General features: G+C 72.5%; 13 protein-coding genes and 4 pseudogenes. 8 read left to right on the top strand and 9 right to left on the bottom strand.

Annotated elements, in window-relative coordinates:
- Nucleotides 1-385: 385 nt before the first annotated feature.
- The 5 genes from KSK32_RS33045 to KSK32_RS00700 all read left to right on the top strand — a co-directional run bounded on the left by KSK32_RS33045 (nt 386) and on the right by KSK32_RS00700 (nt 3048).
- Nucleotides 386-649 carry an AbfB domain-containing protein gene (locus tag KSK32_RS33045; protein ID WP_308163609.1) on the top strand — a complete coding sequence of 88 codons (264 nt, stop codon included), beginning with the start codon at nt 386-388 and terminating at the stop codon, nt 647-649.
- A 145-nt stretch (nt 650-794) separates the two neighbouring features.
- Nucleotides 795-1199 carry an RICIN domain-containing protein gene (locus KSK32_RS33050; RefSeq protein ID WP_308163611.1) on the top strand — a complete coding sequence of 135 codons (405 nt, stop codon included), beginning with the start codon at nt 795-797 and terminating at the stop codon, nt 1197-1199.
- Nucleotides 1097-1408 (top strand): RICIN domain-containing protein, encoded by a 312-nt coding sequence (locus tag KSK32_RS34450; RefSeq protein ID WP_308163612.1) that lies wholly within the window; start codon nt 1097-1099, stop codon nt 1406-1408. The genes KSK32_RS33050 and KSK32_RS34450 overlap by 103 nt, the downstream gene beginning before the upstream one ends.
- 226 nt (nt 1409-1634) lie before the next feature.
- The gene (locus KSK32_RS33055; protein WP_308163616.1) at nt 1635-2162 is read left to right on the top strand and encodes a hypothetical protein; all 528 of its coding nucleotides are present in this window, start codon (nt 1635-1637) and stop codon (nt 2160-2162) included.
- A gap of 601 nt (nt 2163-2763) precedes the next feature.
- Entirely contained in the window at nt 2764-3048 is a 285-nt protein-coding gene (locus KSK32_RS00700) for a hypothetical protein (RefSeq protein WP_216927967.1), read from the top strand.
- Nucleotides 3049-3482: 434 nt separating this feature from the next.
- Here KSK32_RS00700 and KSK32_RS00705 read toward each other — a convergent pair.
- A pseudogene (locus KSK32_RS00705) lies at nt 3483-5306 on the bottom strand (phosphoenolpyruvate carboxykinase (GTP)); the annotation flags it as partial.
- Nucleotides 5307-5799: 493 nt separating this feature from the next.
- Between KSK32_RS00705 and KSK32_RS00710 the strand changes: the two are divergent.
- Nucleotides 5800-6336, top strand: coding sequence for a GtrA family protein (locus KSK32_RS00710; protein WP_216927968.1), 537 nt, complete (start codon nt 5800-5802; stop codon nt 6334-6336).
- A gap of 62 nt (nt 6337-6398) precedes the next feature.
- Nucleotides 6399-7096 (top strand): annotated as a pseudogene (locus KSK32_RS00715) (GtrA family protein).
- Nucleotides 7097-7149: 53 nt separating this feature from the next.
- Here KSK32_RS00715 and KSK32_RS00720 read toward each other — a convergent pair.
- The 8 genes and pseudogenes from KSK32_RS00720 to KSK32_RS33090 form a co-directional block, all read right to left on the bottom strand.
- Nucleotides 7150-7701: pseudogene (locus KSK32_RS00720) on the bottom strand (PH domain-containing protein).
- Between the two features lie 276 nt (nt 7702-7977).
- Nucleotides 7978-8178, bottom strand: coding sequence for a hypothetical protein (locus tag KSK32_RS33060; protein WP_254186891.1), 201 nt, complete (start codon nt 8176-8178; stop codon nt 7978-7980).
- A complete protein-coding gene (locus KSK32_RS33065; RefSeq protein ID WP_308163613.1) occupies nt 8175-8870 on the bottom strand; it encodes an ATP-binding cassette domain-containing protein in 696 nt (231 codons plus the stop codon). Before KSK32_RS33065 ends, KSK32_RS33060 begins: the two co-directional genes overlap by 4 nt.
- Nucleotides 8871-8895: 25 nt before the next feature.
- Entirely contained in the window at nt 8896-9147 is a 252-nt protein-coding gene (locus KSK32_RS33070) for an ATP-binding cassette domain-containing protein (protein ID WP_254186892.1), read from the bottom strand.
- 68 nt (nt 9148-9215) lie between these two features.
- Nucleotides 9216-9818: a tetratricopeptide repeat protein gene (locus tag KSK32_RS33075; protein WP_254186893.1), complete on the bottom strand. Its 603-nt coding sequence runs from the start codon at nt 9816-9818 to the stop codon at nt 9216-9218.
- Nucleotides 9781-9948, bottom strand: a complete 168-nt coding sequence (locus KSK32_RS33080; protein ID WP_254186894.1) for a hypothetical protein — start codon at nt 9946-9948, stop codon at nt 9781-9783. The genes KSK32_RS33075 and KSK32_RS33080 overlap by 38 nt, the downstream gene beginning before the upstream one ends.
- Before the next feature lie 952 nt (nt 9949-10900).
- Nucleotides 10901-11281 carry a hypothetical protein gene (locus KSK32_RS33085; RefSeq protein WP_254186898.1) on the bottom strand — a complete coding sequence of 127 codons (381 nt, stop codon included), beginning with the start codon at nt 11279-11281 and terminating at the stop codon, nt 10901-10903.
- A gap of 397 nt (nt 11282-11678) precedes the next feature.
- Nucleotides 11679-12032 (bottom strand): annotated as a pseudogene (locus KSK32_RS33090) (BTAD domain-containing putative transcriptional regulator); the annotation flags it as partial.
- Between KSK32_RS33090 and KSK32_RS33095 the strand changes: the two are divergent.
- Nucleotides 12021-12235, top strand: a 215-nt coding sequence (locus KSK32_RS33095; RefSeq protein WP_254186899.1) for a hypothetical protein, incomplete at its 3' end; no start/stop codon positions are given. The pseudogene KSK32_RS33090 and the gene KSK32_RS33095 sit on opposite strands and share 12 nt — an antisense overlap.

The following is a 12235-nucleotide window of genomic DNA, read 5'->3' on the forward strand; positions in this document are numbered from 1 at the left end:
TGGCGCAAGAGCCCGACCCCGGTGTTCGCCAGCAACGCCGCCACCGGCCAGTACGGCCCCGGCCACAACTCCTTCACCGTCTCCGAGGACGGGCAGAGCGACATCCTGGTCTAACCACGACCGCAACTACCGGGACATCAGCGGCGACCCGCTCAACGACCCGAACCGCCGGACCAGGATCCAGAAGCTGTACTGGAACGCCGACGGCACCCCGAACTTCGGCATCCCGGTGCCCGACGGGGCCACCCCGGTCCGGCTGCGGTCACACGATCTGGCCGGCGCTACGTCCGTCACTACGACTACCGGGCCCGCGTCGAGCCGAACGTGACGAACCTGGCCGACTCGCAGTTCCGCGTCGTCCCCGGCCTCGCCGGCGGGGGCAACCGTGTCGCTGGAGTCGACGAACTTCCCCGGCTACTTCCTGCGCCACCGTGACTTCGCCCTCTACGTGGAACGGGACGACGGATCGACGTTGTTCGACGGCGATGCGAGCTTCCACCGGCGCTCCGGCCTGGCCGCCATTGCCGGGCTCTCCCTGGAGTCGCAGAACTTCCCCGCCGGTACGGTCCGCCACCGGGACGGACTGCTGCACCTCGAAACTGTCAGTTCGAGCGCCGACCGTGACTCCGCCACCTTCCACCTCGAATAGCGGTCGCCAACTCGCCCTGTCCACCACCGACGCGCTCCCCTCGTCCTCCCGACGCAGGGCTCGGCGTGACGGCCCTCACGGGAAGGTTCAACCATGTTCAACCCGTCAGTGAAGTCGCCCCCAGGGGCGCGTAGCCCGGCCCTTCGTGCCGGCCTGGCGCTGGCCCTGGTGGCGGGGCTGGCCGCTGGCCGGCGTGATCGGCGTCGTCCTGGTGGTCGCGTCGCCGCCGCCCAGGCCGCTCCATCGACACCGGCGCCTGGTACGTGTTGGTCAACCGCAACAGCGGCAAGGTCTCGATGTCACCGATACGTCGACCGCCGATGGAGCGCCGCTGCAGCAGTGGTCCCGTAACGACGGCGCCTGGCAGCAGTTCCGGTTCGTCAGCTCCGGCAGCGGCTACTACCGGCTGCAGAACCGCAACAGCGGCAAGGTGGTCGACCTGTGGGAGTGGAACACCGCCGACGGCGCGGAGTACGGCAGTGGCCGATCTCAACGCCACCAACCCAGCAGTTCCGGGTCCTCGACTCGGACAGCGGCTACGTCCGCCTGATCAACCGGCACTCGAACAAGGCCATGGAGGTGTGGGAGTGGTCCACCGCCGACGGCGGCCGGATCTCCCAGTACGCCGACCTCAACGGCGCCAACCAGCAGTGGCAGCTCGTTCCGATCGGCGGCGGCGGTCCCGGGACGCCACAGACCGGCCTGGTCGGCTGGGCCACCCAGAACGGCGGCACCACCGGCGGCGGCAACGCGCGGTAACCACGGTGACCAGCGCGTCCGGGCTGTCGAGCGCGCTCGGCTCGTCCCAGCGCCGCGGTGATCCGGGTGTCGGGCACGATCTCCTGCTCCGGGATGCTGCGGGTCCGGTCCAACAAGACGATCCTCGGCAACGCCGGCGCGACGATCTCCGGTGTGATTCACCGTCAACGGGGACCGCAACGTCATCATCCGCAACCTGAACTTCCGCAACTGGAGCGACGACGCGATCAACGTGGAGCAGTCGGCCACGAACATCTGGATCGACCACAACAGCTTCACCAACGGGTACGACGGCGCTGTCGACATCAAGCGCGGCTCCGACTTCGTCACCGTGTCCTGGAACCGCGTCTACGGCCACGACAAGTCGATGCTGCTGGGCCACAGCGACGACAACGGCAGCCAGGACATCGGACACCTGCGGGTCACCTACCACCACAACTGGTTCGACGGCTCCAACCAGCGCCACCCGCGGGTCCGCTTCGGCAACCCGGTTCACGTCTACAACAACCTCTACAGCAACGTCGGCGGCTACGGCGTCGCCTCGACGATGAACGCCGGGGTGCTCGTCGAGGGCAACTACTTCGAGAACACCGCCGACCCCTACCATCGCGGCGAGGGCTCGTCCGGTCCCGGTTCGCTGGTCGCCCGCAACAACTGCTTCGTCAACTCGGGCAGCGGACAGGCCGGCGGCAGCGTGGCCAGCATCCCGTACCCGTACCCGATGGACGCCGCCTGTAACGTGAGGCCGTCGTGACGGCGGGTGCCGGAGCCGGCCGCATCGGCGTCTGACCGGCACGGACCTGCATCACCACGTCACCGGCCGGGCCGCCCCGAGATCGCACTCGGGACGACTCGGCCGGCGTACGCGCTACCCGAGATCGGCCGTCCTCGGAGCGGGTTCGTCGGACGCCTGCCGGTCGAACCTGAGGTTCGGCGCACCGCGCCCCGCTCGGGCTGACCGGTCCGATCCCAGCGTGACGAGGTGACCGGCACCGACTGCTAGTCTGCGCGTCGCCGCAGGAGTGCCCGACGGGGCGCCGCGGCCGATGGAGGAACCAGCATGCAGGCGATCCTGCGGTCACGTCGTCGGCTGGTGGCCGGGGTCGCCCTGGTGCTTCTGTCGGTCGGCTGCGGCGCCGACGCACCCCGCCGGGCCGACAACCCGGCCGCCGCGCCCACTCCGCGAGCCCGGCCGGCCCGCCGGAACCGCCGCGGCAGCGGCACGAGTGCACGGGCCGGCCTGGGCGCCACGCCGGTGGGACTGCCCGCAGGCAGGTGGCGCCGGCCCGGTCGCCGAGTCGGCTCACTCCGACCGCCGGGTCGTACCTGGGGCGGGCCGGCGGCGTGGCGACGCGGTGGACGTGACCCCGGGATGCCAGCTCGTGGTCGGTGGCCGGTTCACCGCGGTGGCCGGCGGACCGGCGACCACGATCGGCCGGGGCGGCGCCGGCACGGTGCTGCTCCTCGACGGTGCCGGCCGGCGGTCTGCTGCGTACCGTCCGGCTGGCCGGCGCCGTCGAGGACCTGGAGGTACGCCGGCCGGCGGGGAGATCGCGGTGGCGACCGACCGTGGCGTCATGCTGCTGGACCCGACGGCGGACCGGGTCCGTTGGCAGCGCGGCGGCGCCGCCGCCGGGTAGCGGTCGGGTCCGCCGGCACGGTCGCGGCGCTGCGCGGTGCCACCGTCACCGTGTACGACCTGGGCGGCGCGACACTGGCCCAGGTCGCGTTGCGCGGACGCACGGTCAGCGACGTGGCGGTGGACGACCGCAGCGGTCTGATCTTCGTCAGTGGTTCCGGCAGACCGGCGTGGCCGGTGCGTGCCGGTGCAGATCGCCTATGTGCACGCCTACGACCGGCAGGGGAAGCTGCGGTGGCGGGCCTACGACCATCCCGTGGACCGGTTGGGTGACCTGTGCGCGGACAGCCGTGCCGACCGGTCGCGATGGGCCGTGACGGGCGTCTGTACATGGCGGGGGAGACCGCCGGTGGGAACACGATCTTCTCGCGTTCGGCCGGCGACCCTGGACGCGCCGCGCCGAACGTGGTCACCGACGACTTCAGCGGGCCAGCATTCCGCGTCCAGCCGGGCGCGCAGCGCGTCAGCTCGGCCCAGAGCACGCCGGGGAGCTGTCCCCGAACTTCTCGAACCACTCGTGACCAGCGGCAGCTCGTTGCGCCACTCGTCCGCGTCGACCTTCAGCGCGATCCGACGTCATCGGGGGTCATGTCCAGACCCTCGACGTCGAGCGCGTCCTGCGCCGGGACCATGCCGATCGGCGTCTCCACGGCCTCGGCCGGCCCTCCAGCCGCTCGATGACCCACTTGAGCACGCGGGAGTTCTCGCCGAAGCCCGGCCAGAGGAAGTTGCCCTCGGCGTCCTTGCGGAACCAGTTCACGTAGTAGATCTTGGGCAGCTTGGACTCGTCGCCGTCCGTGCCCTTGCCCATCTCGATCCAGTGCCGGAAGTAGTCGCCGGCGTGGTAACCGATGAACGGCAGCATGGCCATCGGGTCGCGGCGGACGACACCGACCGCGCCGGAGGCGGCGGCGGTCGTCTCCGAGGAGAGGGTGGCGCCCATGTAGACGCGTGCACCCAGTCGCGGGCCTCGGTGACCAGCGGGATGGTGTCCCGCCGGCGGCCACCGAACAGAATCGCGTCGATCGGCACGCCGTTCGGGTCGTAGTAGTCGTCGGCCAGGATCGGGCACTGCGTGATCGGGGTGCAGAACCGGCTGTTCGCGTGCGAGGAGAGGCTCTCGCTCTCCGGCGTCCAGTCGTTGCCCTTCCAGTCGACCAGGTGCGCCGGCGGCTCACCCATGCCCTCCCACCAGATGTCGCCGTCGTCGGTGAGCGCCACGTTGGTGAAGACGGAGTTGCCCCGGTCCAGCGTCCGCATGGCGTTGGCGTTCGTCTTCCAGTCGGTGCCGGGAGCGACGCCGAACAGGCCGTACTCGGGGTTGATCGCGTAGAGCCGGCCGTCCGCGCCGAACCGCATCCAGGCGATGTCGTCGCCGATGGTCTCGACCTTCCAGCCCGGGATGGTCGGCTCCAGCATGGCGAGGTTGGTCTTGCCGCAGGCCGACGGGAAGGCGCCGGCGATGTGGTAGACCTTGCCCTCCGGCGAGGTGATCTTGAGGATCAGCATGTGCTCGGCCAGCCAGCCCTCGTCGCGCCCCATCACGCTGGCGATACGCAGCGAGTAGCACTTCTTGCCGAGCAGCGAGTTGCCGCCGTAGCCGGAGCCGTACGACCAGATCTCCCGGGTCTCCGGGAAGTGCGAGATGTACTTGGTCTCGTTGCACGGCCACGCCACGTCCTGCTGGCCCGGCGCGAGCGGGGCGCCGATGGAGTGCAGCGCGTGCACGAAGTCGGCGTCGTCGCCCATCGCCGAAAGGATCGCCGACCCCATCCGGGTCATGATCCGCATCGAGGCGACGACGTACGGGCTGTCGGTGATCTCCACGCCGAACATGGGGTTCTCGGCCTCGACCGGGCCCATGCAGAACGGGATGACGTACATGGTGCGCCCGCGCATGCTGCCGCGGTACAGCTCCGTCATCGTCCGCTTCATCTCGGCCGGCGCCATCCAGTTGTTGGTGGGGCCGGCGTCCGCCTCGTCGACGGAGCAGATGAAGGTGCGCTCCTCCACCCGGGCGACGTCCGTGGGGTCGGTACGCGCGTAGAACGAGTTGGGCTTCTTCTCGGGATTCAGGCGGATCAGGGTGCCGCTTTCGACGAGTTCGTCGGTGAGGCGGCGCCACTCCTCATCAGACCCGTCCACCCAGACCACGCGGTCCGGGGTGGTCAGTTCCGCGACCTCACGGACCCAGGCGAGCAGCTTGGGGTGGGACGTCGGGGCCTGATCGATACCCCGAACAGCAGCCGGAGCAACCATGTCACTTCTCCTTGTGGTCGACGCTGACCGATCTATGGGGTGCACGAGTTCCGGCGGGCTGGTACGCCGCCTCGTGGAAACCTGGGATTGGGCTCAGCGTAAACCGGACTGCCCCGCCAGTCAGTGGGACTGGTTGTGAAGAACTGCACAAGGTACGGCCACGCTGCGGCATCACGATCTGATACCCGCTTTCGCGCGCAGTTTCACGCAAATCCTGCGGTGAACCTTCGACGGCCGGGTCCGGCACCGGAGTGACCGCGACGCCGGATCGCGGGGAAGCGTACGAACATGTCACGAAAGACGATTCCGTGATGCGCTCCACAGATTCGCACAGCGCGTTACGCTCTGCTCACGGACATCGAGAACGGGCCACGCCCTCGGCGACCCCCGCGGGCCCGAGCGCGACGGCCGCGGCGAAGCCGTCGTGGCCGACTCGCCGTTGCAGTCCGCCCGGTCACCGCGCAACCGGTACTCTCGGCGGGTGGCCGCGACGATGACCGGAGACCAGCCGGGCGCTCCGCAGACCCGCCGAGGTCCGATCGGAGCACTGCTCGACCGTTTCGGTCACCTGATCCATGAGCTGAGCAAATTCGCCACCGTCGGCGGCTTCGCCTTCGTCGTGGACTTCATCCTCTTCAACTACCTGTCCAGTGGCCGGGACATGGCCCCGCTGGCCGCGAAGACCATCTCCACGGTGATCGCCGCGACCGTCGCCTTCCTCGGCAACCGGTTCTGGACCTGGCGGCACCGGCAGCGGTCGCACCCGGCCCGCGAGTACGCGCTGTTCTTCTTCTTCAACGCGGTCGGCCTCGGCATCGCGGTGGCCTGCCTGGCGATCAGCCACTACGGGCTGGGCGCGATCTGGCCCGCGGTGTTCCAGACCCCCCTGGCCGACAACATCGCCAGCTTCGTCGTCGGCACCGGCCTGGGCACCCTCTTCCGGTTCTGGTCGTACCGACGGTTCGTCTTCGTCGAGGCGGGAACACCTCCCGTTCCCGCAACGAGCCACGACCGAGAGTCCGGGGCGTGACGAACCGCCCATCCCGACCCGCCGGGCCCAGCCGGCCCAGCCAACTGCCTAAGGTGTTCCGCATGCCTGGAGTCCGTCTGCTGCCCGAGCGCTGGCAGAAGTTCATCCACGAGGCGCTCAAATTCGGCATCGTCGGCGGCATCAACACCGTCATCAATTACGCGGTGTTCAATGCTCTTGCACTCACGGTTTTCCGTGACGGCCAACTGAAGGCGACAGTGATCGCGACCATCGTCGCCACGATCACGTCGTATCTGATGAATCGCCACTGGACGTACCGCGATCGACCGAAATCGGCACTGCGGCGCGAGTACGTCCTGTTCTTCCTCTTCAACGGCGCGGGCCTGGTCATCGAACTCGGCGTCCTGGCCCTGGCCAAGTACGGCCTCGGCGTACACGGCCTGCTCGCGCTGAACCTCGCCAAGACCATCGGTGTCGTGCTGGCCACGCTCTTCCGCTTCTGGTCCTACCGGACGTTCGTCTTCCAGCCGGTCCCAAGCACGCCGAGGAGACCTGGCACTCGGTGCCGCGTGACGAGTGGGACAACGTCGCCGAGATGGACCCGGTGGCCGAGCTGGCCGAATCGGTCAGCGAGCTGGAGGAGGACCAACCGCGTCCGGGCGCCGGCCGGGCGGCCGACTTCCCGCCACCGCGGGGCCACCGCCCCGCACCGGCGGACGCCGGACTCGGCGGCGCGCTCGGCACCGACCTGGACGCCGAACTCGCCGCGGAACTCCAGCCCCGCCGCGCCCGCCGCTGAACGACGAGGGGCCGGCACCCCCGTCAGGGGTGCCGGCCTTCTCCGTCGGCGGGTCAGGGCTGGTCGCGCAGGGACTTGCCCTCGGACATGTCGGCCAGGATCTCGCGCATCTCGCCGTCGCCCAGGCTGTGCTTGTCGTGGTGCGCCTCGACCAGCTCGTAGAGCTTCGTCTGCACCTTGTCCACGCCCGGCACGTCGTGCAGCACCGACTGGCCGCGCTCACCCGCCGACTCGATGGTCAGCGTGCCGCAGCCGAGCAGCCGCTCCACGAAACGCTGGTGCATGGCGTGGTCGTTGATCCGGGTCAGCGGCAGATCCCGCGGTTGCGCGACAGCACACCCTGCTGGAGCAGCACCCGCTCGTTGGTGAACAGGTAGTGCGTGGTGCGCCAGACCAGGACCGGCCGCAGACCCAGCCACAACACCAGCACCAGACCGGCCACCGCGATCGCGTAGAGCGCGATCGTGCCGCCGCTGCCGTCGGGCAGCAGGAGCCACCCGGCGACGACCGCCGCGACGGCGAGCACGAGCACCAGGACCGGCCGGATCAGGGCCTTCCAGTGCGGGTGCAGGTGCAACACGACGTGGCTCGTCCTCGGTGAGCACGTCTTCGGGAACGCCACGGCGGAACCTCCTCGCAGAACCGGACGCGCTGACGTAACCGGTCTCCGCGTCCGACCGGCATCGGCCGCGCGGGCGGCTGCACGTGGTTCCGCGCGGGCGGCTGCCCGTATCTCCAGGCAGGCCGTACCAGGTCGGCGGCGGCGCGGCCGGACAGCAACGCCGGCCGGGCCATCGGCAGGGACCGGAACCGGTCCACCACGCCCCGGCCGGCGTCCACCGCGACCGCCGACGCGGTCGCGCCGAGGCCGTAGAGCATCGTCATGACGAACACACCGGCAGCAGGAACTCCCGGTAGCTGCCGTCGCCCGGCACCGTCATGCCGCTGCCGAACACGTAGCCGAACACCAGCACGAACATGATCGGCAGCTGGCTGAAGTAGAGGATGATCTCCTCCGGGGCGCGGACCACGTGCCGCATGTTCCGCCCGGCCATCAGCCACCCGTCGGTCAGCGCCCTCACGACGACACCCCCACCCGCTGCGCGCCGGCGTGACCGCCGCCGGTGAGCCGCAGGAACGCCTCGTCAGCGTCGGGCGGCGCACCAGGACGTCCTCCACCGCGACTCCGGCGTCGTCGAGGGCCCGCAGCACGGCGGTGAGCACGACGATCGGTCGGCCACCGGCGCGTCCACCGGCGCAGTTCGGGGTCCACGGTCGCGGTCGCGGCGGTGGCGCGTTCCACCACCGCCGCCGCGGCGGGCAGGTCCGCCGCGTCGCGGACCACCAGTTCCAGCCGGTCGGCGCCGATGCGGGCCTTCAACCGGTCCGGGGTGCCCTCGGCCACGACCCAGCCGGTGTCGATGACGCACACCCGGTCGGCGAGGTGGTCGGCCTCCTGCAGGTACTGGGTGGTCAGCAGCACCGTGGTGCCGTCGGCGACCAGTTCCCGCACCGCCGTCCACAGGCCGTTGCGGCTGCGCGGGTCCAGGCCGGTGGTCGGCTCGTCGAGGAACAGCACCCGCGGCGGCACCACCAGGCTTGCCGCCAGGTCCAGGCGGCGGCGCATCCCGCCGGAGTAGCCGCCGGCCGACCGGTCCGCGGCCTCGGTCAGGCCGAACCGGTCCAGCAGTTCCTCGGCGCGGCGGCGGGCCGGCGCGCGGACAGCCGTCGCAGCCGGCCGAACAGCACCAGGTTCTGCCGCCCGCTGAGTCACCTCGTCGACCGCCGCGTACTGGCGGTCAGGCTGATCGCGGCACGCACCCGGTCCGGGTCGGCGGCGACGTCGTACCCGCCACCTGGCCCGGCCGGCGTCGAAAACGCAGCAGCGTGGTGAGGATCCGCACCGCTGTGGTCTTGCCCGCCCCGTTGGGGCCGAGCACCCCGTACACGGTGCCGGCCGGCACGGCCAGGTCGAAGCCGTTCCAGGGCGGTGGTGCGTCCGTACGTCTTCCGTATCCCGTCGCCAGCACGGCCGTCGTGTCGTCGCTCATGGCCGTCAGCGTCACCGGTGGCGCTGACCGGGCGCGTACCGCGCGCGCACCGCGGGGCGCCGCGCCGGTCAGCGGCCGTCGACCAGCGCCAGCGCCCGCTGCCGGGGCAGGTCCGCGCCCCGGGCGTACGCGGTGGCGAACGCCGCCTCGCCCAGGTGTTTCCGCAGCGTGGCCGCGGTGGGTGTGCCGGCCGGGGCGTCGGCCCGCGCCGGTGCCGGCCAGCAGCGCCGCCGCCGCGCCGAGCAGACGGGCCGCCGACTCGTGATCGCCGTCACGCAGCAGCGGCCCGGCCAGCCGTCGGCCGCCGCGGCCCACCACCGGCGCGTCCCCCGCCCCGATGCCGGCGGTGAGGACCTGCCGGTAGCAGGGAGTGGGCCCGCCGCGGTGTCGCCGGCGGCGTCGGCGAGCTGCCCGAGCGTCACCAGCGCCGCCAGCCGCACCACCTCGGCGCCGAACCAGCCCGACGGGCATTCCGCAATCGCCCGCTCGCACAGCTCCCGCGCCCGCTGCGGGTCGCCGTCACGGCGGGCGATCTCGCCGAGCCCCAGGTACGCGGCGGCGACCAGCTCCGGCGCGCCGGCCGGACCGGCGATGCGCCGCACCCGCCGGAAGTCCTCGGCCGCGCCGGCCAGGTCAACGGCGGCGAGCCGCCCGTCGGCGCGGGTACGCAACAGCTCGCAGGTCCAGTGTGGAGACGAGCTGCTCGGCCAGGTCCAGCGCCTCCGCCATCGGCGCGGCCGCGGACGCGACGTCACCGGCGCGGTAGGCGGCCTCGGCGCGGGTGGACAGCGTCACGATCATGCCCAGCGGTCGTCGAGGGCCGGGAAACCGGCCAGCGCGGCGTCCAAATCGGTGCGGGCCGGGCGTGACGGTTGTGCAGCAGACTGACCATCGCGGTGCCGAGCAGGCCCAGTGCCCGGCTCCACGGGTCGGCGCCGAGCAGCCGGTCCCGGACGGCCTGTTCGTGCAGCGCCGCCGCGTCCTCCGGAGACGGGGGCCGCTGGCCATGCCGGACAGGTACAGCAGGAACGGATGCCGGGGCGGCCGGGCCAGGGTCCACAGGATCCGGGCCGCGGCGTCGACCTCGCTGCGGTCGCCGCCACCGGCGAGCGTGGCGACCAACAGAGCCAGCGCGTACTCCTCGGCCAGGCCGTCGGGCGCGCCGTCGAGCCGGTCGACCAGCCGCCGGGCCAGGGCCGCGCCTCCCGCGCAGGCCCCGCAGCCACCAGTAGAACGCCAGCGCCGCGACCAGCCGCAACCCGATGCCGGTGTCCGTGTGCCGCAGCGCCGCGTGCAGGCGTCGCGGGCGGCGTCCAGGCGGCGCAGCCACGGTCCTGGCCGCCGCCGCGCAGCGCCGCGTCGCCCGTGAGCGCCAGGTCCAGGAAGTACGCGGCGTGCGCGTCGCGCACCCGCCCCGTCTCGCCGCCCTCGGCCAGCCGGGCGGATGCGAACTCGCGGATCGTCTCCAGCATCCGGTAGCGCCCGCCGGTGGCCTCCACCAGCGACTTGTCCACCAGGCCGGTGAGCACGTCCAGGACGTCACCGGCGTCCGGCGCGCACACCGCCGCACGGCGGCCAGGTCGGCGGCGCCGGCGAACACGCTCATCCGGGCGGCCAGCCGCCGCTCCGGCTCGTCGAGCAGATCCCAGCTCCACCCCACCACCGCCTCCAGCGTGCGGTGCCGGGGCGCCGCGGTGCGGTCACCGCGGCGCAGCAGCCGGAACCGGTCGGTCCAGACGCGCCGCGACCTGCGTCACCGGTAGGGCCCGCAGCCGCGCCCGGCCAGCTCCAGGGCCAGCGGCAGCCCGTCGAGGGTACGGCAGATCCGCAGCACCGCCGGGGTGGTGACGGCGTCGAGGGTGAACCCGGGCGACACGTCGGCGGCGCGGTCGGTGACAGCCGCACCGCCGGGTACGCGGCTTGCCGTCTCCGGTGCGGCGGCCCGTCGGGGCGGCAGCCCGCCCGAACGGGCACAGCGCCTCGCCGGTGAGGCCAGCGGCTCCCGGCTGGTGGCGAGCACCGCAGAACCCGGGGGCGGCGGCGAGCAGGCGGCGGTCAGCCGGGCCGCGTCGTCGATCACGTGCTCGCAGTTGTCCAGCACCAGCAGCAGCCGCCGGTCGGCCAGCGCGGCCACCAGCCGGTCGGTCAGGTCGGCCGGGCCGCCGGGGTGCGCAGGCCCGCGTCGCGCAGGTCCAGCGCGGCCAGCACGGCCGGCGCGACCGGCGCCCGGGGCGCGACAGCGGCCAGCTCCACCAGGCACACCGGCCCGTCGTGGCCGGACGCGACGGTGGGGCCAGCGGGTCTTGCCGGCGCCGCCGGGCCGTGCAGGGTGACCAGTTCGCGCCGCGCCGAGCAGGTCGTGCACGCGCCGCAGTTCCGGTTCCCGGCCGACGAAAACTGGTCAGCGGGCTGGGTAGCCGGGCGGGGCGGCGCGGCGTCGTCGCGCAGCAGCGCCGTGTGCAGCGCGACCAGCTCCGCCGTCGGTCGGTGCCCAGTTCCTCGGCCAGGACCCGGCGGGCGTCGGCGTAGGCGGCGAGGGCCTCGGCGCGGCGGCCGGCACTGTGCAGGGCACGCATCAGCAGCCCGTGCAGCCGTTCCCGCAGGGGATGCGCGGCCACCAGGTCGCGTAGCTCGGCGATCAGCGGTGCGCCGGCCGGTGCCAGTGCCAGTTCCGCCTCGACCCGGTCCTCGACCGCGGCCAGGCGCGCCTGGCGCAGCCGTGCCGATCGGCGTCGGCGAAACGGCGCGTCCGTCACGTCCGCGAGGGGTTCACCGCGCCACAGGCCGAGCGCGTCGCGCAGCAACGCCGCCGCGCCGGCCGGATCACCGGCGGCGAGCGCCGCCCGCCCGGCAGCGGCCAGCCCGGTGAACCGGTGCACGTCCACCCGCTGGGGGTCGACGGCCAGCCGGTAGCCGGCCGGGCCGAACTCGACGGGCGCGCCCGCAGCAGCCGCCGCAGCCGCGACACCTGCGACTGGAGCGCGTTCGCGGCCTGCTCGGGTGGCCGGTCGCCGTACACGCGTCGACGAGGCGCTGCGGCGCCACGGTGCGGCGGCGTCGAGCAGCAGCAGCACCAGCAGCGCGCGTA

The sequence above is a fragment of the Micromonospora sp. WMMB482 genome, assembly GCF_019038635.1.
Lineage (GTDB): Bacteria > Actinomycetota > Actinomycetes > Mycobacteriales > Micromonosporaceae > Micromonospora > Micromonospora marina.